Below are 23336 nucleotides of genomic sequence, written 5' to 3' on the forward strand. Positions count from 1 at the left end.
CAAAAAAACAGCCAGTAGTAAATGTTCTACTGGCTTACGTTTGTGAACACTCGGTCCACTAACAACGTCAGTTGGCTAGGTGACCCGAAGGTCATTTATACCTTTGCATCGTTCGTGCCAGATAGATAAAACATTGATTGTTTGAAGTAAGTAAAAAAACGCACTACAAATATTGTGGCTAATTTGCATAATGCAAAGCGGAATGCGACTATAATAAGAAATGCAAATTATAAATGGCTAGGATATGCAATCAAAAACGCTAGATAACAAATCGAAGTATTTGTTGATGGTAGAGGATACCGCTTCGGTAGCAGCTTTATATCGCTCGTATCTTACACCGCTCGAAATTGATATCAACATTGTCGGCACTGGCCGCGATGCAATCGAGAGTTTGAATCATCGAATCCCAGACCTTATTTTATTAGATCTACGTCTGCCTGATATGACGGGTATGGACGTACTATTTGCTGTAAAACAAAAATACCCTGAAGTTCCAGTTATCTTCATGACGGCTCACGGCTCTATCGATACCGCTGTAGAAGCGATGCGTCATGGCTCTCAAGATTTCCTTATCAAACCGTGTGAAGCCGACCGACTCCGTATTACGGTGAATAATGCGATCCGCAAAGCCACCAAGCTTAAAAATAGCTCGGAACACCCGGGAAACCAGAACTACCAAGGTTTTATCGGCAGCAGCCAAACCATGCAGCAGGTTTACCGAACGATCGATTCTGCTGCATCGAGTAAGGCGAGCATTTTCATTACTGGTGAAAGTGGTACCGGTAAAGAGGTATGTGCAGAAGCCATTCATGCGGCGAGTAAGCGTGGCGATAAGCCGTTCATCGCGATTAACTGTGCCGCTATCCCTAAAGACCTGATTGAAAGTGAGCTGTTTGGCCACGTTAAAGGTGCCTTTACCGGTGCGGCGACCGATCGCCAAGGTGCTGCTGAGCTTGCTGATGGTGGGACACTGTTCCTTGATGAACTGTGCGAAATGGACTTAGAGCTGCAAACCAAGCTGCTGCGCTTTATCCAAACCGGTACTTTCCAAAAAGTCGGCTCTTCGAAGATGAAGAGTGTCGACGTTCGTTTTGTGTGTGCGACCAACCGTGACCCTTGGAAAGAAGTACAAGAAGGTCGCTTTAGAGAAGATTTATACTATCGTTTATACGTGATTCCATTGCACTTGCCGCCATTGCGTGAGCGTGGTGAAGATGTCATCGAGATCGCGTATTCTCTGCTAGGCTATATGTCGGTCGAGGAGGGGAAGGCGTTTGTACGTTTTGCTCAGGAAGTACTTGATCGCTTTAATCAATATGAGTGGCCGGGTAACGTTCGTCAGCTACAAAACGTGTTGCGGAACGTGGTGGTTTTGAATAACGGCAAAGAGATTACTCTCAACATGCTTCCACCACCGTTGAACCAACCGATTGAAAACAGTCTGCGATTGAAAGAGAAGCAGAATGAAGACATCACGGTAAAAGATATTTTCCCATTGTGGATCACTGAGAAAACGGCTATCGAGCAGGCCATTAAAGCGTGTGATGGCAACATCCCTCGTGCGGCAGGTTTCTTAGATGTCAGTCCATCGACGATATACCGTAAGTTGCAAACGTGGAATGCGAAGCAGTAATCAACAAACAATAAGAAAATAATAATGACGAAAGTATTAAATCAGCAAAAAGTTGATGAGCTTGCCGGCGAAATAGGCCAAGAGAATGTCCCGGTTTTACTGGAAATCTTTTTAGGTGAGTTGAAAGGCTACTACGAACACCTAGAGATAAATAAAGAGTCGGATACCTCTAAGTACTTGGCTGATATCAGTCATGCGCTTAAGAGCAGCGCAGCAAGCTTTGGTGCGGATTCTTTGTGTAGTTTTGCGATTAGCTTAGATGCAAAAGTGAAGCAAGCGTTGCCTGTAACCGAGATTGATTTTCAAGATATGCAAGACCTCCTGTTATCGACGTACACTGAATATCAGCAGTTGATGACGGACCTTTAAAACAGCGAGTTATTACTGAGATTAAAAAAGGAGCAGCATGCTCCTTTTTTGTTGTTTGTCGCTTGAACCTATGGCTACGCCAACTGGGCTTCAATGGCTTGTTGAAGCTTCACACGGTCGTGTCGCCAATCTCGGTTTGCCGATGCAAGATCTGTGGTCACACAATTCCATTGCACTTCTAGTTCCGGGTGAGGTTCATTGCCTAACACGATGTCTATTTTCCTTGCCTTACAGGTACGTTCACACCACTCCAATTGCTCTTGAAGCGTCATTTTCCCTGCGGGACCGTGCTCTGGTGAAAGGTTTTCAACGAAGATAACTTTTGCCTTGGTGTTCTCAGAGATTGCTTTGCCAATCTCTGGAAGGAGAAGAGGGGGCATCACACTGGTTAAAAAGCTTCCAGGGCCAAGGACAATGCAGTCTGCTTGCTCAACGGCAGCAACGGCTTCTTTGGTTGCTGGCACTTCTGGAGACAAGTCCATCATGCGCAGCTTTTCCGTCATGTCATCAACGTTGGTTTCGCCGGTAACCCAGCGGCCGTCCATTGATAGAGCCGTGAGGTCTGAAGGATGCTCAGTCATCGGCACGATATTGACATCGACCTTGAGCATATTTCGAATCAGGTTAATTGCTTCCAATGGGCGAACGGAAAGGTTGTCTAACGCCGTCAGCATTAGGTTACCCAAGTTATGACCGTCTAGCTCACCTTGACCACGAAAGCGGTATTCGAACATCATCGAACTGATTGAAGGCTCTGTGATTAATTGGTTGATACAGTTGCGTGTATCTCCCCATGCGATGCCACCTTGGCAATCTCTAATACGTCCGGTGGAACCGCCGTTATCTGTCGTTGCAACAATGCCAGTTGCGTTGTTACCAAAGTCTTTTAATGCAGCTAACATGCGACCTAAGCCATGGCCACCGCCGATTGCTACGACTTTCTTTGAAGAGTAAATATTCATTTATTGTTCTTGTTAGGTTATTACCAACTATAATTTAGGTTAAATGCTTCTCGCTATATACTCAACAAGAGTTATTTTGAGCGTTTGATACGTTTTTTTTGCCGATGTGACCCGTTTTTTACCATCAGAGCTAGATTCACGTACAAATATTAAGTATTTTATTACTCAGCTACTGCGCGTGTGAATATAACGCTCAGTTGCCATAACTCCGAGCTCTCGCATGCTAAGTCGCACAGTGGTATTTGCTGTACCGATACGCATCAAGAGCCAGTGACATGTTGTCACAAGGGCTTAATTGGAAATGATTATGCCTCCCGTGTTTGGAAAGGTGTTCCGTGGCGCAACAATTCGAAGATAGATTCCATCGCAAGTTTTATTACTTGCGCTTGTCGGTTACAGACGTCTGTAACTTTAAATGTACTTACTGCTTGCCAGATGGTTACAAACCGTCAGGGCAAAAAAACTCGTCTTTTTTAAGTGTTCCCGAGATCAAACGCGTTGTTAAAGCGTTTGCAGATTGTGGTACCTCAAAGATCCGCATTACAGGCGGAGAGCCGAGTCTGCGTAAAGACTTTCCTGAAATCATACATACCGTTGCTTCTACTCCAGGCATCGAAAAAGTAGCCACCACAACGAATGGCTACCGCATGGAGAAACAAGTAGGGCAATGGCGTGATGCTGGTTTAACCCATATAAACGTGAGCGTGGATAGTTTAGATTCGCGCATGTTCCATCAGATCACTGGTGAGAATAAGTTTACTGAGGTTATGCGAGGCATTGATAAAGCGTTTGAGGTTGGCTTTGAACAAGTCAAAGTCAACGTCGTATTAATGAAAGACCTCAATAGTCAGGAATTACCAGCCTTCCTTAATTGGATCAAAGACAAACCTATTCAATTACGTTTTATCGAGCTGATGAAAACCGGCGAGATGGACGAGTTGTTCGATAAACATCATGTGTCTGGCGTTGCGATTCGCAACCAGCTTATTGCTAATGGTTGGCTGTTAAAAGTCAAAGCCGTTAACGATGGCCCGGCGCAAGTGTTTGTCCACCCAGACTACAAGGGTGAAATCGGTTTGATCATGCCTTACGAGAAAGACTTTTGTGAGAGTTGTAACCGACTGCGCGTTTCTGCGACCGGTAAACTTCACTTATGTCTGTTTGGCGACCATGGTGTTGAACTGAGAGATCTGATTCAAGAAGATCAACAAGAGCAAGAACTCATTGATCGAATTCAGGCTCAGCTTCAAACCAAGTCCGTTAGCCACTTCTTACACGATGGCAACAGCGGCATGACTCCAAACTTGGCGTCAATCGGCGGTTAACCCGCTACACACTCTAAAGCATTTTATCGCTCAGCTTCTTCAGGCTGGGCGAATCAGTCTAATGAAAAATTTATATAGGTGAACAAATGGGTCACGCAGAAAGCAAATTCCAAGCAGCAAACATCGCAGTACTAACGGTTTCAGATACTCGTACAGAAGAAAACGACACTTCAGGCGGTTACCTAGCAGAGCATGCTAAAGAAGCGGGTCACAACGTGGTTGATAAGCAAATCGTTATTGATGACATGTACAAGATCCGTGCGATCGTATCTAAGTGGATCGCTGATGAAAGCGTACAAGCGATCATGATCACTGGCGGTACGGGCTTCACTTCTCGCGACAGCACGCCTGAAGCGCTTAAGCCACTATTCGACAAAGAAGTAGAAGGCTTTGGTGAGCTATTCCGTCAAGTATCTTACGAAGAGATCGGTACATCGACCATTCAATCTCGTGCGATTGCGGGCTTTGCTAACCACACAGTAATCTTTGCGATGCCAGGCTCTACAGGTGCTTGTCGTACTGGTTGGACTAAGATCATCAAGCAACAGATGGATGCTAGCCACCGTCCTTGCAACTTCATGCCACATCTTTCTGTATAAGGCGGTTTGAGCATGAGCCAATTTACACACATTAACGCGTCTGGCGAAGCAAACATGGTCGATGTATCGGCTAAAGCTGAGACAGTACGCGAAGCGAGAGCGGAAGCATTCGTTCAAATGTCTGCTGAAACGCTAGAGCTGATTGTTTCTGGTAGCCACCATAAAGGTGATGTTTTCGCAACGGCACGTATCGCAGGTATTCAAGCGGCTAAGAAGACGTGGGATCTGATTCCACTGTGTCACCCTCTGCTATTAACTAAAGTAGAAGTGCAGCTTGAAGCTATCGAGTCTGAAAACAAGGTTCGCATCGAATCTGTTTGTAAGCTTGCGGGTAAGACGGGCGTAGAGATGGAAGCGCTAACGGCTGCTTCTGTGGCTGCGTTAACGATTTACGATATGTGTAAAGCTGTTCAGAAAGACATTGTTATCGAAAACGTGCGCCTGCTAGAGAAGACAGGTGGTAAATCTGGTCACTTTAAGGTGGAGTCATGATTACAGTACTTTTCTTTGCTCAAACTCGTGAACTTGTTGGTGTGGACAGCGTTGAAGTTGATGCACAATTTAAGACGATTGAAGCGATTCGTAGTCATCTTGTGACACAAGAAGGCAAATGGGATATCGCTTTGGAAGAGGGCAAGCTTCTGGCTGCGCTTAACCAATCTATCGTGCCTTTGACGACTGAAGTGAAAGACGGTGATGAAGTTGCTTTCTTCCCACCAGTGACTGGAGGCTAAGCATGGATCCAAGAGTATTAGTGACAGCTGAGGACTTCTCGGTAGGCGACGAATACGACTACTTGGCTCAAGGTACAGCTGCCGGAGCGATTGTGACGTTCGTTGGTAAAGTTCGCGACATGAACCTTGGCGACAATGTGATAGGTTTGTCTCTGGAGCACTACCCGGGTATGACAGAGAAATCACTGAGCGAGATCTGTGATCAAGCTGAGGCACGCTGGCCAATCCAAAAGATGCGAGTTATCCATCGTGTTGGTGACCTAGATATCGGTGACCAGATTGTTTACGTTGGTGTATCCAGTGCACACCGCGGTGCGGCCTTTGAAGCCTGTGAGTTTGTGATGGATTTCCTAAAAACCAAAGCGCCGTTTTGGAAGAAGGAACGCACCACTGAAGCAACTCGTTGGGTTGACTCTCGAGACTCAGACGCGAAAGCTGCAGAGCGTTGGGAAAAATAATCACCCAAGGTTACTCACCTTCAGAACGAATATTAAAAGCCGACTATTAAAGTCGGTTTTTTTGTACGTGCTACAAAGCTATTTATAAATAAGTGGTGTATTAATAAATGGTTAATCATTCAAGTTGCATATAAATTCGGTACGTGATTTTGCCTGTCTTGGTGCATTTCTAAATCTGTTTTGGTGCAGTGCATTATGCTGTTTTGTATAAAGTGATAATCCTCACAAATAGTGGAGTCTATTTAGGGGATATGTGATGTGCAATTAGATTTCATGTGGCATTAATGTTAATTTGCTGACCGTGTTCTAGCATAAGATGCTAAAAAAAGTATCAATACAGATACATCAACACTAAAGGCTGTTTTTTAATTAATCCCTATGTGTAACTCACTATTCATTAGGTTTTTATTAGAGATTTACACTGTTACCTTGAGTAATTCGGAGAATTATCCGATTTTTTGCGACTTGTTTATGGCAAATTACTTCAATGGTTGATAGTGTGTGCCTCAATCTTTGTAAGGTTTTAGATTTTTATGCTTAAAATTTGAGCTAAATAAATCTAAATCACTGCCGTTCAGTGAACCAAGCAAAGAAGTCATGGATGCAATACGGAAAACTTGGAGTTTATTAAATGTACAAGAATAAAATCACTCAGGCCCTTCTTCTAGGTGCTGGTTTGGCAGTGGCTGCCACTTCTACTCTTTCTATCGCTGCTGAAGTTCCAGCAGGCACTGAACTAGCAAAAGTTCAGGAACTGGTTCGCGGTAATGGTACTGAAGTAGCAACACTCGACCCTCACAAATCTCAAGGTGTACCAGAATCTCACGTAATTCGTGACCTTCTAGAAGGTTTAGTGAACCAAGATGGCGACGGCAATACTATCCCAGGAGTAGCTGAAAGCTGGGAAACGACAGACAACAAAACATTCACTTTCCACCTACGTAAAGACGCAAAATGGTCTAACGGCGATCCTGTAACGGCAAATGACTTCGTTTACAGCTTCCAACGTGCGGTTGATCCTTTAACTGCTTCTCCATACGCTTGGTACATGGAATATACCAAGATGGCGAATGCGAAAGACATCGTTGCGGGTAAGAAAGACAAGAGTGAACTAGGCGTTAAAGCTTTAGATGACTACACGTTAGAAGTGACTTTAGATACAGCTGTCCCATATTTCGTAATGATGATGGGTCACACAACAGTGAAGCCAGTACATAAAGCAACTGTTGAAAAATTCGGTGACCAGTGGACTAAGCCTGAAAACTTTGTTGGTAATGGTGCATTTGTTCCAAATCAATGGGTAGTTAACGAGCGTCTTGAACTAGTACGCAACGAAAATTATTGGGATAACGAACATACAGTTCTTAACAAAGTAACATTCTTACCAATCGAAAACCAAGTAGCGGAAATGAACCGCTTCCTCTCTGGCGAACTAGATTTCACATACGAAGTTCCTAACGAGCACTTCCGTCGCTTACAGAAAGAATACCCAGAAGATGTAAACATTAAGGGTAACCTGTGTACTTATTACTACCAATTTAATGCACAGAAAGCACCTTTCGACGACGTACGTGTTCGTAAAGCAATGTCTTATGCGATGGATCGTGACATCGTGACGAAAGCGATTCTTGGTCAAGGTCAAAAACCAGCTTACTTCTTGACTCCTGAAATTACTGCTGGTTTTGACCCGGTAACTCCAGAGTATGGTCAACTTTCTCAAAAAGAGCGTATTGCTGAAGCGAAGCGTCTTCTTGAAGAAGCGGGCTACACGAAGAGCAACCCACTTGAATTTAACCTGCTTTACAACACGTCTGAAAACCACAAGAAGCTTGCTGTAGCAATCGCATCAATGTGGAAGAAAGAGCTTGGTATTAACGCGAAACTCGAAAACCAAGAGTGGAAATCATATCTAGACAGTAAAGATACTGGTAACTTTGACGTTGCTCGTGCAGGTTGGTGTGGTGACTACAATGAAGCATCTTCATTCCTAACATTGATGGTTAGTCAAAATACAACTGCTGGTCAGCACTATAAGAGCGCAGACTATGACAAGATTATCGATAAAGCACTAAGCTCTACTTCAGAAGAAGAGCGTACTAAGCTATACATCGAAGCAGAAAAATTGCTAGCTAAAGACATGCCAATTGCTCCAGTCTACCAGTACGTTACAACACGTCTTGTATCACCTCAGCTAGGTGGTTACCCAGAAGGTAACGCCGAAGATAAGATCTATTCAAAAGATCTTTATATCAAAGCAAAATAACCTCCTATAAAAATAAAATATAACTAACTTAGACCTGTGTGCGAGAAATCGCACGCAGTGTCTATTTAATTTTTAATTGTCACAGACTGAAAAGAGTGAGTTTATGCTTAAATTCATTATGAAAAGGATATTCGAAGCGATTCCAACCATGTTGGTGTTGATCACTATATCTTTCTTTCTCATGCGTTTTGCACCGGGTAACCCGTTTTCGAGCGAACGCCCATTACCGCCAGAAGTTATGGCTAACATCGAAGCTAAATACGGCTTAGATAAACCTGTATTTGAACAGTACACCACGTACTTGACTAACATCGTTCAAGGTGACTTTGGTCCATCATTCAAATATCAAGATTACACCGTAAATGAGCTGATCGCAGTCGCACTTCCAGTATCTGCGAAGGTAGGTTTTATTGCCTTTATCTTTACCCTGATTATGGGAGTATCGGTCGGGACGATTGCCGCCTTGAAGCACAACACCTGGATTGACTACACCATAATGTCGACCGCTATGCTCGGGGTAGTAATGCCATCCTTCGTGTTGGCTCCAGCGCTTATTTACCTGTTCTCTCTGCACTGGAACATATTCCCAGCAGGTGGTTGGCACGGCGGTACTTATATGTACATCGTCCTGCCAGTTATCGCGATGTCTCTTCTTTACGTAGCCACATTTGCTCGTATTACTCGCGGTAGCATGATTGAAACGCTAAACAGTAACTTTATCCGAACTGCTCGTGCAAAAGGCCTAAGTTACCGTTACATCGTTCTAAAACATGCACTGAAGCCAGCACTGCTGCCTGTCGTTTCTTATATGGGACCTGCGTTTGTAGGTATCATTACAGGTTCTGTTGTTGTTGAAACCATCTTCGGCCTACCAGGTATCGGCAAGCTGTTTGTTAACGCCGCGTTTAACCGTGACTACTCGCTAGTAATGGGTGTAACCATCTTGATTGGTTTCCTATTCATCTTGTTCAACGCAATCGTTGATATTTTGCTAGCGCTAATTGACCCGAAAATTCGCTACTAACAGGGACGCATGGTTATGTTGAAGAAAAAAGAAAATTTAGAAGCGATCGAAAAGTTCTCTGAGAGTTTAGAGATTGAAGGTCGCAGTTTGTGGCAGGATGCCCGCATTCGTTTTATGCGAAACAAAGCGGCAATGGTAAGCTTGTTTATTCTTACGCTTATGGTATTGGCAGTTATCTTCTTACCGATGCTTGCTCAGTACACTTATGATGATACTGACTGGTACGCAATGCATGCAGCGCCAAGCGCGGACCACTGGTTTGGTACTGATAGCTTAGGCCGTGATTTGTACGTTCGTACTCTTATCGGTGGTCGTATCTCATTGATGGTTGGTGTGATGGGCGCATTCGTAGCGGTACTGATTGGTACGCTTTACGGTGCAGCTTCTGGCTTCATCGGTGGTCGTACTGACCGAGTGATGATGCGTATCCTAGAGATCTTGTACGCAGTGCCATTCATGTTCCTAGTAATCGTACTGGTAACGTTCTTTGGTCGTAACATCGTCCTAATCTTCGTTGCTATTGGTGCGATTGCTTGGCTAGATATGGCGCGTATTGTACGTGGTCAAACGTTGAGCCTACGTAGTAAAGAGTTCATTGAAGCTGCACACGTATGTGGTGTAAGCAAATGGAAGATCATTACACGTCACATCGTACCGAACGTACTGGGTATCGTAGCGGTTTACTCTACGTTGCTTATTCCAAGCATGATCCTTACAGAATCATTCTTATCTTTCCTTGGTCTTGGTGTTCAAGAGCCTATGACAAGCTGGGGCGCATTGCTTCAAGAAGGTTCGCAAACAATGGAAGTTGCAATCTGGCAATTGACATTCCCTGCGGCATTCATGGTAGTTACGCTGTTCTGCTTTAACTACGTAGGTGATGGTCTGCGCGACGCGCTTGATCCAAAAGACAGATAACGAAATAGCAATTAAAAGCTATAAAAGATTAAGGAAGCAATAATGAGCTTATTAGATGTCAAAGATCTGCGCGTCGAATTTACCACACAAGATGGTATCGTAACCGCAGTAAACGACTTGAACTTCTCACTTAACCAAGGCGAAACGCTGGGTATTGTTGGTGAGTCGGGTTCAGGTAAATCACAAACGGTATTTGCACTGATGGGGCTGCTGGCTAAGAACGGCATCATCTCAGGCAGTGCAAAGTTTGAAGGCAATGAAATTCTCAACCTGCCTGAAAAAGCACTGAACAAGGTTCGTGCTGAACAGATCGCGATGATCTTCCAAGATCCAATGACCTCACTGAACCCTTACATGAAAGTAAGTGATCAGCTGATGGAAGTACTTATGCTGCATAAAGGCATGGGTAAAGCAGAAGCGTTTGAAGAATCAGTACGCATGCTTGAAGCGGTGAAAATCCCTGAAGCACGCAAGCGTATCACTATGTACCCGCACGAGTTTTCGGGCGGTATGCGTCAGCGTGTGATGATCGCAATGGCACTGCTGTGTCGTCCTAAATTGCTTATCGCTGATGAACCAACAACGGCACTGGATGTAACCATTCAAGCGCAAATCATGGAATTGCTGAACGAACTAAAAGATGAGTTCAATACAGCAATCATTATGATCACCCATGACTTGGGGGTTGTTGCTGGTTCTTGTGACAAAGTACTTGTGATGTACGCGGGTCGTACAATGGAGTACGGCACGGTTGATGAAATCTTCTACGAGCCAAGCCACCCATACGCGGAAGGCCTGCTTAAAGCGATTCCTCGTTTGGATACCGAAGGTGAAATTCTACCGACGATTCCAGGTAACCCACCTAACTTACTTCGCCTACCAACAGGTTGTCCTTACCAAGACCGTTGTCACCGTGTAATGGACCGTTGTAAGCAAGAAGCACCGATTTTGCAGCCATTTGCTAAAGACCGTCAGCGTGCTTGTTTTTCAGATTGGGAGACTTGGACAAAATGAGTAAAGAATTACTATTAGATATTAAAGACCTGAAAGTTCACTTTAGCATTGCAGCTAAGTCTGCTTGGCCTTGGGCAAAACCATCAAACCTTAAAGCGGTTGATGGTGTTGATGTTCACCTTTACGAAGGAGAGACTCTGGGTGTAGTAGGTGAGTCTGGTTGTGGTAAGTCGACTTTTGCCCGTGCGATTATCGGCTTGGTTGAAGCGACTGAAGGTCAAGTGATGTGGTTAGGTCAAGACCTAACTAAGATGCAGGAAGTGAAGCGTCGTGAGACTCGTAAAGAGATTCAGATGATCTTCCAAGACCCGCTAGCATCGCTTAACCCACGTATGTCAGTAGGCGATATTATTGCTGAGCCTCTAGAGACTTTCTTCCCTGAACTTTCTAAACAAGAAGTGAAGGACAGAGTTAAAGAGATGATGGCAAAGGTTGGTCTACTACCCAACGTAATCAACCGTTACCCTCATGAATTCTCTGGTGGTCAGTGTCAGCGTATTGGTATTGCACGTGCACTTATCTTGAAACCTAAGATGATCATTTGTGACGAACCTGTTTCGGCACTTGACGTATCTATCCAAGCTCAAGTTGTTAACCTTTTGAAAGAACTGCAAAAAGAGCTAGGTCTTTCGCTGGTATTTATCGCGCACGATTTGTCAGTGGTTAAGCACATCTCAGACCGTGTATTGGTAATGTACCTAGGTAATGCGGTTGAGCTGGGTGAGTCAGATGCACTATTCTCTGATCCAAAGCACCCGTACACCAAGGCGTTGATGTCTGCGGTTCCTATTCCAGATCCTCGCTTAGAGCGTAGTAAAACTATCCAGATGCTGGAAGGTGACCTACCATCGCCAATCAACCCACCATCAGGATGTGTTTTCCGTACTCGTTGTCCACAAGCGACAGAAGCGTGTGCGCAAACTAAGCCAACGATTCAAGGCGATGATGTGCACGCAGTATCTTGCTTGCACGTACAAGTCTAGGGCCAATTTAAAACGGTTCAGCCTGTGACAGGCTTAAGCGCGACTAGTTTTTAGAGTCGCGCTTTTTTTGTACTGCAGACCTAGTTTCTATATTTTGCTCAACAGCTTCATCAAATAATTCGAACAACTAAGCCAACTTCTTCTAGTTTTGAAAAAGTTGGCTTTTTTTATACTAGAGAAAAGTTTCGATGACAGAGGTTTGGATATGGGTAAGTTAGTTGAAGGTGTTTGGCACGATGTGTGGTACGACACCAAAGAAAGCGGTGGTAAGTTTGTTCGTGAAGATGCGGGCTTTCGTCACTGGGTGGAGAATAAACCGGGCGCGCAGTTTGAGCCGGAAAGCGGCCGTTACCATCTATACGTATCGTTAGCTTGCCCTTGGGCGCACAGAACCCTTATCTTCCGCGAGCTGAAAGACCTAACCGATCACATTGACGTGACAGTCGTTTGCCCAGACATGATGAGTGAAGGTTGGCAAATGGGGTTACCTGAACCTCTGTTTGGTCATACCCGAATGCACCAAATCTACACTCAAGCCAAACCGGACTATTCAGGTCGAGTAACGGTGCCTGTGTTGTGGGATAAGAAAACCAACACCATTGTGAGTAACGAGTCGTCTGAAATCATTCGCATGTTTAACTCAGAGTTTAATGAGCTAACGGGTAACACCGATGATTACTACCCGTGGGAGTTGTCCAAGAAGATTGATGAGTGGAATGATTATATCTACCCAAACATCAACAACGGCGTTTATCGTACTGGCTTTGCGACAACACAAGAAGCCTACGAAGAAGCTTATGACGCCTTGTTTGAAGCCCTAGACAAAGTAGACGCTCACCTTAGCGAACATCGCTATTTAGCGGGTAACGAGATTACAGAAGCGGATTGGCGCTTGTTCACTACTCTGGTTCGATTTGACGCGGTTTATGTTGGGCACTTTAAGTGTAATAAGCAGCGAATTGCTGACTACCCACATATTCAAGGTTACTTAAAAGAGTTGTACCAAATAAAGGGTATTAAAGAGACGACCGATTTCTATCATATCAAGCGTCACTACTACTACAGCCACACTGGTATCAATCCGACTCAAGTTGTACCCAAAGGACCAGAGCTAGACTTAGAATCACCACATGGTCGAGGCTAGGCTTACCAAGTAGTTCCTTTACTCCAGACATAAAAAAACCCTAGATAAACATCTAGGGTTTTTGCTTTTTACAAAAGAAAAATTAGTTAATTACTTTTTCTTCAGCTTGTGCAGCTTGGTCTGCTTGGATAGCCGTTAGAGCTACTGTGTAAACGATATCGTCTACTAGAGCGCCACGAGACAAGTCATTTACTGGCTTGCGCATACCTTGAAGCATTGGACCGATAGATACTAGATCTGCTGAACGCTGTACAGCTTTGTAAGTCGTGTTACCCGTGTTTAAGTCTGGGAATACGAATACTGTCGCTTTACCTGCAACTGGAGAGTTAGGCGCTTTAGAAGCGGCTACGTTTTCCATGATTGCTGCATCGTACTGTAGAGGACCGTCGATCACTAGATCAGGACGCTTCTCTTGAGCAAGTTTCGTTGCTTCACGTACTTTATCTACGTCTGCACCCTTACCAGATTCACCAGTAGAGTAAGAGATCATAGCAACGCGTGGGTCGATACCGAATGCCGCAGCAGAATCTGCAGATTGGATAGCGATTTCAGCAAGCTGTTCAGCTGTTGGATCTGGGTTGATCGCACAGTCACCGTATACAAGAACTTGATCAGGCAGAAGCATGAAGAAGATCGAAGATACGATAGAAGCATCAGGAGCAGTCTTGATGATCTGGAACGGAGGAACGATAGTGTTCGCCGTTGTGTGAACAGCACCAGAAACTAGGCCGTCAACTTCGCCAGCTTCAAGCATCATAGTACCTAGGAATACTGAATCTTCTAGCTTCTCACGAGCAACAACTTCAGTCATACCTTTAGCGCCACGAAGTTCTACTAGACGAGCTACGTAGTTTTCGCGAACTGATGCAGAATCGATGATCTCAACGCCAGCGCCAAGCTCAACACCTTGCTGCGCTGCAACGCGACGGATTTCTTCAGGGTTACCTAGAAGTACACACGTTGCGATACCGCGCTCAGCACAGATAGCCGCAGCTTTAACTGTACGTGGCTCATCACCTTCAGGAAGAACGATGCGCTTAGCCGCTTTACGAGCAAATTCAGTTAGCTGGTAACGGAATGCTGGTGGGCTTAGACGACGGATGCCTTGAGTACCTTCAGATAGAGAATCAATCCAAGGGCCATCAATGTGGCTTGCAACGTGATCGTTAACGAACTCGATACGCTCTTTATCGTCTGCAGGCACTTCTAGGTTGAAGCTCTGTAGGTTTAGAGACGTCTGCCAAGTGTTACCTTGCGCTTTGAAGATCGGTAGACCTGAAGCGAATGCTGGTGCACAAAGATTAGCAATGCTTTCTGGAATGTCGTAACCGCCAGTAAGCAGGATTGCGCCAATCTCAACACCGTTTTTCGCAGCAAGAGCCGCAGCAACGATAACGTCAGGACGGTCTGCAGAAGTTACTAGCAGTGAGCCTGGTTTGAAGTGCTCAATCATGTGCGGTAGAGAACGTGCACAGAAAGTGATGCTCTTAATACGACGAGTTGAGATTTCACCTTCGTTAACGATTTCAGCGTTAAGGTGCTTAGCCATATCAACCGCACGAGTTGCGATTAGATCGATGCTCCATGGCACGCAGCCAAGAACACGGATAGGGCTAGAGTTGAAGATTTGCATTACTTCAAGGTTCGCTTGCTGAGCGCTGTCTGCATCATCAAAGATTTCAGATAGGTCAGGGCGAGTACGGCCAGCTTCATCAACAGGAGCGTTAAGCTTGTTGATGATTACGCCTTTGATGTTTTTGTTCTTAGTACCGCCGAAGTTAGAACATGCTACTTCGATACGCTCTTTAAGCTGCGTAGGGTTGTCAGTACCAGGAGTCGCAACGAATACGATCTCCGCGCCAAGTGTTTTTGCGATTTCCGCGTTCACTTGGTTAGCAAATGGGTGCTTACGAGTAGGTACTAGACCTTCGATTAGCGTTACTTCTGCGTCTTTGTTGATCTTGTTGTATTGCTCAACAACTGACTCAAGAAGCTCGTCCATTTTTTCACTACCGATCAAAGCTTCAGCTTTAGTCATTGCGATTGGCTCACCAATCTTAATGTCGCTGTTTGCGCTGATGATAGTAGACGTTAGATCTGGTTGGTTACCACCGCTACGAGGCTGAGCGATTGGCTTGTAGAAAGAAACACTTACGCCTTTACGCTCCATAGCGCGAAGAACACCCATGCTAACACTAGTAAGACCAACACCAGCGCTTGTAGGGATAAGCATAATAGTACGGGACATTGACGAACACCTTTAACTATTGGAAATAAAAAAAGCTCAACTGCTATTCCCACCGATATTAAAATTGGGGTAGGAATAGAAGTTGAGCCCCATTTTCTTGATATGAAAAACTGACTAGCTTCGAGTGAAGCTAGTCAGGAAAATCAATTAAAGACCTGCTAGTTTCGCAGTGTCTTCAGCAATTACTAGCTCTTCGTTAGTAGAGATAACCATTGCAGGGATACGGCTGTTAGCTGTAGTGATAGTACCTTCGCCGCCGAAACGAGCTTTAAGGTTAGCTTCACCGTCAACTTCGATGCCGAAGATGCCTAGGCGGTTAAGAACCATTTCACGGATTGGGCCAGAGTTCTCGCCGATACCGCCAGTGAAAGTGATTGCGTCTAGACGACCTTCTAGAGTTGCAGTGTAACCAGCAACGTACTTAGCTAGACGGTGACAGAACACGTCCATTGCACGAGTTGCTTCTTCTTTCTCACCGTAGTTGTCTTCAACGAAACGACAGTCAGAAGTCACTTCAGTTAGACCAGCAAGACCAGACTCTTTAGTTAGCATGTTGTTGATTTCTTCAACAGAGTAACCAAGTGCGTCGTGTAGGTGGAAGATGATTGCAGGGTCTAGGTCACCACAACGAGTACCCATTACAAGACCTTCAAGAGGAGTAAGACCCATAGAAGTGTCTACAGATTTACCGTTCTTGATTGCACATACAGAAGCGCCGTTACCTAGGTGACAGTTGATGATGTTAACTTCTTCAACTGGCTTGTTTAGTAGGCCTGCAACTTCACGAGTGATGAATAGGTGAGAAGTACCGTGCATGCCGTAACGACGGATGCCGTGCTCTTTGTACAGGTTGTACGGTAGAGCGTATAGGTAAGACTCAGAAGGCATTGTTTGGTGGAACGCAGTGTCAAAAACAGCAACGTTTTGTAGACCAGGGAAGTTCTGTTGAGCCGCTTCGATACCGATAAGGTGAGCAGGGTTGTGAAGAGGTGCGAAAGTCGCAGCGTCTTGAATACCCTTAAGAACTTCATCAGTGATAAGTGCAGAAGAAGTGAACTGCTCGCCACCGTGTACGATACGGTGACCGATAGCGCCAAGGTTAGCTTTAAGCTCAGGCTTAGAAGCAAGAATAGTTTCTACCATGAAAGATAGTGCTTCTACGTGAGCTGCGCCCGCGCCTAGTTGTGCTTCATGCTTGCCATCAAGTTTCCACTTCATACGAGCTTCTGGAAGACCTAGACACTCAGCAAGACCAGTTAGGTGCTCTGCACCTGTTTCTGCATCAACAACAGCGAATTTAAGAGAAGAACTACCACAGTTTAAAACTAAAACTAGCTTAGACATTAATGACTACCTGTTTATTTTTCTGATCGAAATCAGTTAAGGATGAAAATTAATCTCAAGAATAGTCGAAGCACATAGGCTTGCGTACTAACCTTGGTCAAAAAAACGTTAATTTCCGTATAAAGTGAAAGCGCTCTTTATCAAAAAGAGGCTTGTGCATTCCTTGCAGAAGTCTTCTCAAAGTTGCTTAAATTGTAAATAAGGGCAACAATGAGATTGAGGTCTGCAAATAATAGCGATATTGTGCAAATATAACAAAAAAATTTGAAAGAATATTATTTTTCGTCAAATTTTTGTGTTTTTAGTTGATGATTTCAACTTTTTTTTAATGGGAGACTCATATGAGCAATAGAGTTGGTTTAGCTAGTAGTTTAAAAGATGGCCAAAAGTACATGGATCTCTGGCCCGTCCGAAAAGAGTTAAACGCGATCTTCCCAGAACAACGCATTATTAAAGCGACCCGTTTTGGCGTGAAAGTGATGCCTGCGATTGCCGCTATCAGTGTTCTTACACAAATGGTCTTTAATAATTACCAAGCGATGCCACAGGCTGTGGTTATGGCTTTGTTTGCGATCAGCTTGCCGCTACAAGGTATGTGGTGGTTGGGCAATCGCTCAAATACACAACTTCCGCCGGCGCTAGTATCGTGGTACCGCGAACTGCATGAAAAGATCACTGAAACGGGTTTTGCGTTAGAGCCTATGAAGCCGCGCCCTCGCTATAAAGAATTGGCAATCATTTTAAATCGTGCCTTTCGTCAGTTAGATAAATCCTCAATGGAGCGTTGGTTCTAAAGAATCCCAGCTCTCCCTCTTGTCTGAGAACAACTATTCATCTTCTATAGCTTGTTCTCAGATTTGCTCCTCTTTTTGTTACCTCGCTTACTTTCCGTTTAGCTTACCTGTCCTTATTCACTTGGTTTCTTACCTTCCTCCGAAGTCAATATAACCTTTCTCACATAACTCGAGCCTTGTTGTATTTTTGTTAAATATCACTTCAAGTTATCAATGGTTACTGGTAATAATGTCAATAGTGATTTTGATGTTGTTCTCTTTGAGCGAGTAATGACGGGTAGAGCTTGATTCAGGGAGCGATAATGAGTTCTGTAAGAAAGGTATTGGCAGCGGTTTCAAGTTGCTTGATGTTGCTATGGACTGGCAATGCAATGGCAAACGTTGCCAAAGTGTCGGTTTCACAAGTTGTTGACCATCCAGATCTGAATGCGACACGTTTAGGGCTTCTTGAAGGATTGAGAGCCAATGGTTATGAACCCGGTAAGAACTTAGAATTCTCCTATGAAATGGCGAATGGTAACCCGGCTCAGGCAGCCAAGATTGCCAGAGAGCTCGTCAGTGAAAATCCACATGTACTTGTTGGTATCGCGACACCGACTTCACAAGCCTTAGTGTCGGCGACTCGCTCGATTCCTATCGTGTTTACCGCGGTTACGGATCCTATCGGCGCTAGGCTCGTTAAACAATTAGAAAAGCCGGGGCGTAATGTCACGGGGCTTTCTGACTTATCTCCGATCACTCAGCATGTGTCATTAATCAAAGAACTGCTCCCTGAAGCTAATTCAATCGGTGTAGTTTACAACCCAGCAGAAGCAAATGCCGTTGCGTTAGTTGGGTTATTGAGAAAGGCAACTCGAGATTTCGGTTATACACTTCACACCGAAAAAGCGCTGACTGTTGACGATGTCGAAGCAAAAGCAGAATCCATTGCTAAGAAGTCCGATGTTATCTATGCCTTGACCGATAATACGGTTGCAAGCGGCATGGAGGGTCTTATCAAAGCGGCTAACCATGCAGATACGCCAGTCGTCGCAGGCGCCACATCTTATGTCGGAAAGGGAGCGATTGCTGGTTTAGGTCTAGATTATTATGATGTTGGGGTTCAGACCGCGGATTATGTCGCAGCCATTCTGGAAGGACAGAAGCCCGGGAAGTTGAGTGTCAAAACTGCGCAGAGTTCTCAGCTGGTGGTCAACCTAGATGCTGCTCGTGAGCTTGGCGTGACAGTGCCTCAATCTGTGATTGAGCGTGCGGTCATTAGCCGGTGAATTGAGTTTGGTGTTAGGTGAGCTAATAGGCCATAAGTCATATTATTAACAGCATTGAAATGGGCTCAGATAACAAACTCACCTGCTCTATATGTTGGCGCTTCTCTATTTTATTCATTTGTAAGCGGTTATTTGACCGTTAGGTGTGTCGTTAATATCAATTTACATTATTTTACGTCGAGCGAATTGCCGATTAATGTAATAATATTAATGGGGAAAATGAAAATAGCTGAACGCTAAGAGCACATTATATGAAAGTAAATAGGCACTTTAGCCTAACCTTTGTTTTCGGGTTTCCCGCTGTGATCGCCGCAATGTTACTTGGCCTAATAGGAAAGAATCATTTTGATTTGGTGAAGAAAGACATTGGCAGTGAATTCCAGCGTATTGAAGAGGTGTTCAAACGAACCACAAAGGTGGTGACAGCCTTAGACTACAGCTTCTCCAACTACTACAAATCAGGAAGCCCTCTCTTTCTTGAGCACAACAAACAAGTTGTGGATGGTCTTTGCCAAATTTGGCCGATCGACGTGTTACTTCTCGCTGATGGTAAAACCTCAGATATTCCTTCTGTCGATATAGATTATATGTTGGTCGGTGAAGAGTCCCTTTGTTCCGAAACCAGTGATAGTTACAAAAGTGCATCTGAGAAAGTTGCTCTTGCGCCAATTCTTTCATTTTTATCCCAACTTGATGAATTCCATAACGGTGTGCACTTTATTGATACGCGTGGTTATGTGATCTCGTCGCCTGAAGGCTTTGCTAAGAAACTGAGCAAGGAATTACTTTCAACCATAAAAAGTCGTCCCTATTGGCAAAAAACAGCCAACAATCCAGAACAATTAACATTAACTGGTCCCGCTTATCGATTTGAGTTTCTAGACCGTATAATCAGTATGACGATCCCTGTATTCCATAAAGGCGTTCACCAAGGGATGCTGTCGGTGGATATTAATGCTGACAAGCTGCTCGCAAACTCGAATGAGCATCTTGCAGGTCGGATCGATATCATTGATACCACTTTAGCGACTCCGGTAGATTCTGCGGCGTTTTATCACGAGATCAAACTGGATGGTGTCTCGTCTCACCATGCGATGTATTACAAATTAGACATCGCGAAAGAGGTTGAGCACTTTTTCGTCTACGAGAAAGACAGCCTTATTGTTGCCATCATTGTGTATCTGTTCTCAGTAACCATCTTCTTCTACGTCAATTCCAATATTGAACGTGGTTACTTCAAAGATCTCGCAGCCAAAGACCCTATGACAGGGTTATTGAATCGTCGTGGCTTAGAAGCGTTCTGGCGCAGTGTAGAGCACGATCAACTGTTTGCATTAACCGTCTTCGATATTGATTATTTTAAGTCAATTAACGACACCTACGGCCACGATAAGGGGGATGATGTGATTCGTTATATGTCGCGTCAGATCAGCAACAGTATTCGAAGCAGTGACGTTGCAGCACGGTTTGGCGGTGAAGAGTTTGTCGTTTATATGAAAGGCGAAGATCGTGAAACTTTGATGAGAACATTAGAGCGAGTGAAGAATGCGATTTGTTCCACTTCAGCCGACATTATTCCAAATGGATTTACGGTGTCTGGCGGTGTCTGCATTGTTGAAACTGAGCAAAGTAAACTTAACTTCGATGAGATATTTAAGTACGCCGATGAAAAGCTGTACGTGGCTAAGACGACGGGCAAAGACCGTCTTAAATTTTAACCACGTTATTGAATCGATGCTTTGTATGAAAATGAAAGAGGGAAGAGCGAACGTGTCTACCAAGCAAAGCTTATTTGCACCGGTAAACACGTTTGTAGCGTTGGGTATTTAACCCTAAACATAATCTTAAACAGGTTGGCGGCGTTCTTCTTGATAACGCTGAAGGCGTTCTACAATCGGTGGTGCCTTTTTGAAAGTACGAATTTCTTTAAACAGTTCGTTCGCTTCAGGGTAGCCTTTACTTAGATAAACAAACCACTGCTTCACTCTATTGGGGTAGTACATGCCTTTGTCCCCTTTAATTTGAAACTCTGAATAGCGCAGCAAAAGTTCAATGACTTTATCCCACGGCATTTTCTGGTGGTTGTGCTTAACGACGTTACCAAGGTTTGGAATATTGAAAGCACCACGGCAGACCATTAATGAATCGACGCCTGTTGCTTCTATGCAATCTTGACCATCTTGATAGTTCCAGATCTCCCCATTAGCAATCAACGGCAGAGATGTTTTTTCTCTTATTTGATTGATGAAGTCCCATTTGATTTCGCTGGCTTTATAGCCGCCAACTTTGGTTCTTGCATGCACGGTGAGTTCGTCAGCTTTGGCTTGTTCGATGGCATCGACGATTTCAAAGCAATCTTCCGGATGCTCCCAACCTAATCGAATCTTTGCGGACACAGGAATGTGTGCCGGTACCGCTTCTCGACAGGCGTTCACCACTTGATAGATGAGCTCTGGCTCTTTTAGCAATGAAGCGCCACCATTACTTTTGTTGACCGCTTTTGCTGGGCAACCAAAATTAAGATCGATCCCTTTCGCGCCTAAGCTAGCAGCTTGAAAAGCATTCTCGGCCATCCAATTTGGGTGTTGCCCTAGAAGTTGGAGATGGATTGGCACACCAGCCATGGTCTGAGAGCCTTGATGTAGCTCAGGGCAAATACGGTGGAACACATGCGGGGGAAGAAGTTGATCTACGACGCGCACAAACTCTGTCACACAGAGATCGTAATCATTAATCTCTGTGAGAATTTCACGCATTAGGTGGTCTAGAACGCCCTCCATAGGGCCAAGTATTACGCGCATGTTGCTTTACCAAAACTGAATGAACCGAAAAATTCGAGGCGTGATTGTACGGTGTGCTTACAGAATTGTCACTATGAGTGTGGTGCATGTCTTAATGATGGTTTCGTTTCTTAATAGCGACATCTTTGGGAGGATGGCGTTATAATATCGAAAATGCCCAATATCCAGAGCTTTCATGACATATCAATTATTAAGCCTACCAGAATCAATCACTGACATTACTCCGCAGTTTATGGAAGGTGCAATCCTTGCCTCTAACTTAGCGACCAAACCACTCGATCCAGAAGAGTGGCTGGTTATCGTTGCGCCTGAAGCGGGTAAAGAGCTGGTAAAAACGGTGACAGAACAGATTAATCGCCAGCACAACCTGATTCAGCGTAATGAATACCTATTAACAGACGTACTGGCTGAAGGTGACTTTAACGAACAGTTCGCTGATTTTTCTGAAGGCTTCATGATGGTTTGGCCAACAGTGGAAGAGCAGTGGCAGAGCGTGACAGTCGCGGATGGTACTCTGCGCATGTTGCAAGCGCTCTTAACCACCTTGATGCTTGCGATTGATGAAGAGCAAACTCAACAACAAATGATCGCTGCAGGGCTTACTAACCCACCATCGCTTGCCGATTTAGTGGGTCAAGTCGATCTGATGATCTCAGAAGTGGCAATGGCAGCGGATGAAGCTATGTTGGGCAATAAGTCCCAGAGCGTGAACCCGTTTAAAGACATTGGTCGAAACGACCTTTGCCCTTGTGAAAGCGGCAAGAAGTTTAAACAATGCTGCGGTAAAAACAGCTAGTCACGGCTTGTTGAGCAACTTAGCTTGAGTGAGTAACAGACTTTCTTAAGTGATAAAAAGTTTAAGTAATAAAAAAGTCGACCTTTGGGTCGACTTTTTCGTTTCTGGACATGATGAGTTAATTGTTAGTCATTCTTTGATTTAACGAATTGAGAAATAACCACAAAACCGAAAGCAACCAAGTTACCTGCAAAGATAATTACTAGCCACTGAGGCATAGAAAGATCGAAGAACTGCCACACAACCTTGCTGCAATCGCCGTAAGCCTCAAACATCCACGGAGCCCATTGGTTTAAAGGCGCCCAGCTAGGGAAGGTTACGAATAAGTCGCAGGTTGCGAAAGGGGACGGATTGAACTGGTAATCGACGTGCTCTAAAGCAAGCATCAAACCTTTGTATGCGCCAAATCCCCAGCTAGCAAGGCCTAACCAGCGTGATATTGGGTTATTCGGGGCAATCGCACCAATCATGGCGGCAACACCGATAGCGAGCATAGCAACGCGCTCATAGATACACATTACGCAAGGGCCAAGCATCATCACGTGTTGGAAGAAGAGAGCGCATGCCTCAAAAAAGACAATAAAAGCCAGCAGTAAAAGCCAAGATAAACGTCCCTTAGAGAAGTCTTTAAGCATTGCAAAAAAGTTCACGAATTTAAT

The 23336-nt window shown here is 44.6% G+C and carries 22 protein-coding genes and 1 riboswitch; of the genes, 17 read left to right on the forward strand and 5 right to left on the reverse strand.

Annotation, left to right across the window (positions count from 1 at the left end; translation table 11 throughout):
* Positions 1–244: 244 nt before the first annotated feature.
* Positions 245–1633 carry a quorum-sensing sigma-54 dependent transcriptional regulator LuxO gene (luxO, locus tag AB4486_RS02330; protein ID WP_004734031.1) on the forward strand — a complete coding sequence of 463 codons (1389 nt, stop codon included), beginning with the start codon at positions 245–247 and terminating at the stop codon, positions 1631–1633.
* A 24-nt stretch (positions 1634–1657) separates the two neighbouring features.
* The gene (gene luxU / locus AB4486_RS02335; RefSeq protein WP_017062179.1) at positions 1658–2002 is read left to right on the forward strand and encodes a quorum-sensing phosphorelay protein LuxU; all 345 of its coding nucleotides are present in this window, start codon (positions 1658–1660) and stop codon (positions 2000–2002) included.
* Positions 2003–2076: 74 nt separating this feature from the next.
* Here the strand turns inward: luxU and AB4486_RS02340 are convergent, their stop codons facing one another.
* The gene (locus AB4486_RS02340) at positions 2077–2964 is read right to left on the reverse strand and encodes a YvcK family protein (protein ID WP_017062178.1); all 888 of its coding nucleotides are present in this window, start codon (positions 2962–2964) and stop codon (positions 2077–2079) included.
* A 194-nt stretch (positions 2965–3158) separates the two neighbouring features.
* A riboswitch (molybdenum cofactor riboswitch) is annotated at positions 3159–3311 on the forward strand.
* On the opposite strand from AB4486_RS02340, the gene moaA reads away from it, so the two are divergent.
* The 11 genes from moaA to AB4486_RS02395 all read left to right on the forward strand — a co-directional run bounded on the left by moaA (position 3300) and on the right by AB4486_RS02395 (position 13426).
* Positions 3300–4289, forward strand: coding sequence for a GTP 3',8-cyclase MoaA (gene moaA, locus AB4486_RS02345; RefSeq protein ID WP_009848642.1), 990 nt, complete (start codon positions 3300–3302; stop codon positions 4287–4289). (Overlaps the previous riboswitch by 12 nt.)
* Positions 4290–4375: 86 nt before the next feature.
* Complete coding sequence (moaB, locus tag AB4486_RS02350) at positions 4376–4888, forward strand: molybdenum cofactor biosynthesis protein B (RefSeq protein WP_004734027.1); 513 nt, start codon at positions 4376–4378, stop codon at positions 4886–4888.
* 12 nt (positions 4889–4900) lie between these two features.
* A complete protein-coding gene (moaC, locus tag AB4486_RS02355; protein WP_004734026.1) occupies positions 4901–5380 on the forward strand; it encodes a cyclic pyranopterin monophosphate synthase MoaC in 480 nt (159 codons plus the stop codon).
* The gene (gene moaD, locus AB4486_RS02360; protein WP_004737346.1) at positions 5377–5622 is read left to right on the forward strand and encodes a molybdopterin synthase sulfur carrier subunit; all 246 of its coding nucleotides are present in this window, start codon (positions 5377–5379) and stop codon (positions 5620–5622) included. The genes moaC and moaD overlap by 4 nt, the downstream gene beginning before the upstream one ends.
* Before the next feature lie 2 nt (positions 5623–5624).
* Positions 5625–6080, forward strand: a complete 456-nt coding sequence (gene moaE, locus AB4486_RS02365) for a molybdopterin synthase catalytic subunit MoaE (protein WP_102332513.1) — start codon at positions 5625–5627, stop codon at positions 6078–6080.
* A gap of 631 nt (positions 6081–6711) precedes the next feature.
* Positions 6712–8343 carry an ABC transporter substrate-binding protein gene (locus tag AB4486_RS02370; RefSeq protein WP_016767672.1) on the forward strand — a complete coding sequence of 544 codons (1632 nt, stop codon included), beginning with the start codon at positions 6712–6714 and terminating at the stop codon, positions 8341–8343.
* Positions 8344–8446: 103 nt separating this feature from the next.
* On the forward strand, positions 8447–9367 hold the full coding sequence (oppB, locus tag AB4486_RS02375) for an oligopeptide ABC transporter permease OppB (RefSeq protein WP_017067676.1): 921 nt from the start codon (positions 8447–8449) through the stop codon (positions 9365–9367).
* Between the two features lie 15 nt (positions 9368–9382).
* Positions 9383–10285 carry an oligopeptide ABC transporter permease OppC gene (gene oppC / locus AB4486_RS02380; protein ID WP_017067675.1) on the forward strand — a complete coding sequence of 301 codons (903 nt, stop codon included), beginning with the start codon at positions 9383–9385 and terminating at the stop codon, positions 10283–10285.
* Between the two features lie 42 nt (positions 10286–10327).
* Positions 10328–11299: an ABC transporter ATP-binding protein gene (locus tag AB4486_RS02385; RefSeq protein ID WP_012603544.1), complete on the forward strand. Its 972-nt coding sequence runs from the start codon at positions 10328–10330 to the stop codon at positions 11297–11299.
* Positions 11296–12282, forward strand: a complete 987-nt coding sequence (oppF, locus tag AB4486_RS02390) for a murein tripeptide/oligopeptide ABC transporter ATP binding protein OppF (RefSeq protein ID WP_017062172.1) — start codon at positions 11296–11298, stop codon at positions 12280–12282. Before AB4486_RS02385 ends, oppF begins: the two co-directional genes overlap by 4 nt.
* Positions 12283–12487: 205 nt before the next feature.
* Positions 12488–13426: a glutathione S-transferase family protein gene (locus AB4486_RS02395; protein ID WP_372054655.1), complete on the forward strand. Its 939-nt coding sequence runs from the start codon at positions 12488–12490 to the stop codon at positions 13424–13426.
* Between the two features lie 82 nt (positions 13427–13508).
* Here the strand turns inward: AB4486_RS02395 and pta are convergent, their stop codons facing one another.
* Complete coding sequence (gene pta, locus AB4486_RS02400; protein ID WP_017069189.1) at positions 13509–15674, reverse strand: phosphate acetyltransferase; 2166 nt, start codon at positions 15672–15674, stop codon at positions 13509–13511.
* 147 nt (positions 15675–15821) lie between these two features.
* The gene (locus tag AB4486_RS02405) at positions 15822–17018 is read right to left on the reverse strand and encodes an acetate kinase (RefSeq protein WP_017062169.1); all 1197 of its coding nucleotides are present in this window, start codon (positions 17016–17018) and stop codon (positions 15822–15824) included.
* Between the two features lie 341 nt (positions 17019–17359).
* On the opposite strand from AB4486_RS02405, the gene yfbV reads away from it, so the two are divergent.
* From yfbV to AB4486_RS02420, 3 genes are all read left to right on the forward strand, one after another.
* Complete coding sequence (gene yfbV / locus AB4486_RS02410; protein WP_017062168.1) at positions 17360–17812, forward strand: terminus macrodomain insulation protein YfbV; 453 nt, start codon at positions 17360–17362, stop codon at positions 17810–17812.
* 302 nt (positions 17813–18114) lie between these two features.
* Entirely contained in the window at positions 18115–19080 is a 966-nt protein-coding gene (locus tag AB4486_RS02415; protein WP_372116394.1) for an ABC transporter substrate-binding protein, read from the forward strand.
* A 251-nt stretch (positions 19081–19331) separates the two neighbouring features.
* Positions 19332–20798: a GGDEF domain-containing protein gene (locus AB4486_RS02420; RefSeq protein WP_372116395.1), complete on the forward strand. Its 1467-nt coding sequence runs from the start codon at positions 19332–19334 to the stop codon at positions 20796–20798.
* 126 nt (positions 20799–20924) lie between these two features.
* On the opposite strand, the gene dusC is transcribed toward AB4486_RS02420, so the two are convergent.
* Entirely contained in the window at positions 20925–21881 is a 957-nt protein-coding gene (dusC, locus tag AB4486_RS02425; protein ID WP_372116396.1) for a tRNA dihydrouridine(16) synthase DusC, read from the reverse strand.
* Positions 21882–22056: 175 nt separating this feature from the next.
* On the opposite strand from dusC, the gene AB4486_RS02430 reads away from it, so the two are divergent.
* The gene (locus tag AB4486_RS02430) at positions 22057–22677 is read left to right on the forward strand and encodes a YecA family protein (RefSeq protein ID WP_017063471.1); all 621 of its coding nucleotides are present in this window, start codon (positions 22057–22059) and stop codon (positions 22675–22677) included.
* A gap of 125 nt (positions 22678–22802) precedes the next feature.
* Here AB4486_RS02430 and dsbB read toward each other — a convergent pair whose 3' ends face one another.
* The gene (dsbB, locus tag AB4486_RS02435; RefSeq protein ID WP_017063472.1) at positions 22803–23327 is read right to left on the reverse strand and encodes a disulfide bond formation protein DsbB; all 525 of its coding nucleotides are present in this window, start codon (positions 23325–23327) and stop codon (positions 22803–22805) included.
* Positions 23328–23336 lie beyond the last annotated feature (9 nt).

This window comes from Vibrio sp. 10N.222.55.C6, from assembly GCF_041473395.1.
Taxonomy (GTDB): domain Bacteria; phylum Pseudomonadota; class Gammaproteobacteria; order Enterobacterales; family Vibrionaceae; genus Vibrio; species Vibrio crassostreae_C.

Coding starts and splice junctions, on each gene's coding strand:
- AB4486_RS02420 (WP_372116395.1), top strand. CDS start 19,332: ATGAAAGTAAATAGGCACTTTAGCCTAACCTTTGTTTTCGGGTTTCCC.
- yfbV (WP_017062168.1), top strand. CDS start 17,360: ATGAGCAATAGAGTTGGTTTAGCTAGTAGTTTAAAAGATGGCCAAAAG.
- AB4486_RS02415 (WP_372116394.1), top strand. CDS start 18,115: ATGAGTTCTGTAAGAAAGGTATTGGCAGCGGTTTCAAGTTGCTTGATG.
- moaD (WP_004737346.1), top strand. CDS start 5,377: ATGATTACAGTACTTTTCTTTGCTCAAACTCGTGAACTTGTTGGTGTG.
- oppF (WP_017062172.1), top strand. CDS start 11,296: ATGAGTAAAGAATTACTATTAGATATTAAAGACCTGAAAGTTCACTTT.
- AB4486_RS02405 (WP_017062169.1), bottom strand. CDS start 17,018: ATGTCTAAGCTAGTTTTAGTTTTAAACTGTGGTAGTTCTTCTCTTAAA.
- pta (WP_017069189.1), bottom strand. CDS start 15,674: ATGTCCCGTACTATTATGCTTATCCCTACAAGCGCTGGTGTTGGTCTT.
- oppB (WP_017067676.1), top strand. CDS start 8,447: ATGCTTAAATTCATTATGAAAAGGATATTCGAAGCGATTCCAACCATG.
- AB4486_RS02385 (WP_012603544.1), top strand. CDS start 10,328: ATGAGCTTATTAGATGTCAAAGATCTGCGCGTCGAATTTACCACACAA.
- AB4486_RS02370 (WP_016767672.1), top strand. CDS start 6,712: ATGTACAAGAATAAAATCACTCAGGCCCTTCTTCTAGGTGCTGGTTTG.
- oppC (WP_017067675.1), top strand. CDS start 9,383: ATGTTGAAGAAAAAAGAAAATTTAGAAGCGATCGAAAAGTTCTCTGAG.
- AB4486_RS02395 (WP_372054655.1), top strand. CDS start 12,488: ATGGGTAAGTTAGTTGAAGGTGTTTGGCACGATGTGTGGTACGACACC.
- moaE (WP_102332513.1), top strand. CDS start 5,625: ATGGATCCAAGAGTATTAGTGACAGCTGAGGACTTCTCGGTAGGCGAC.
- luxO (WP_004734031.1), top strand. CDS start 245: ATGCAATCAAAAACGCTAGATAACAAATCGAAGTATTTGTTGATGGTA.
- luxU (WP_017062179.1), top strand. CDS start 1,658: ATGACGAAAGTATTAAATCAGCAAAAAGTTGATGAGCTTGCCGGCGAA.
- moaC (WP_004734026.1), top strand. CDS start 4,901: ATGAGCCAATTTACACACATTAACGCGTCTGGCGAAGCAAACATGGTC.
- AB4486_RS02430 (WP_017063471.1), top strand. CDS start 22,057: ATGACATATCAATTATTAAGCCTACCAGAATCAATCACTGACATTACT.
- dusC (WP_372116396.1), bottom strand. CDS start 21,881: ATGCGCGTAATACTTGGCCCTATGGAGGGCGTTCTAGACCACCTAATG.
- AB4486_RS02340 (WP_017062178.1), bottom strand. CDS start 2,964: ATGAATATTTACTCTTCAAAGAAAGTCGTAGCAATCGGCGGTGGCCAT.
- moaB (WP_004734027.1), top strand. CDS start 4,376: ATGGGTCACGCAGAAAGCAAATTCCAAGCAGCAAACATCGCAGTACTA.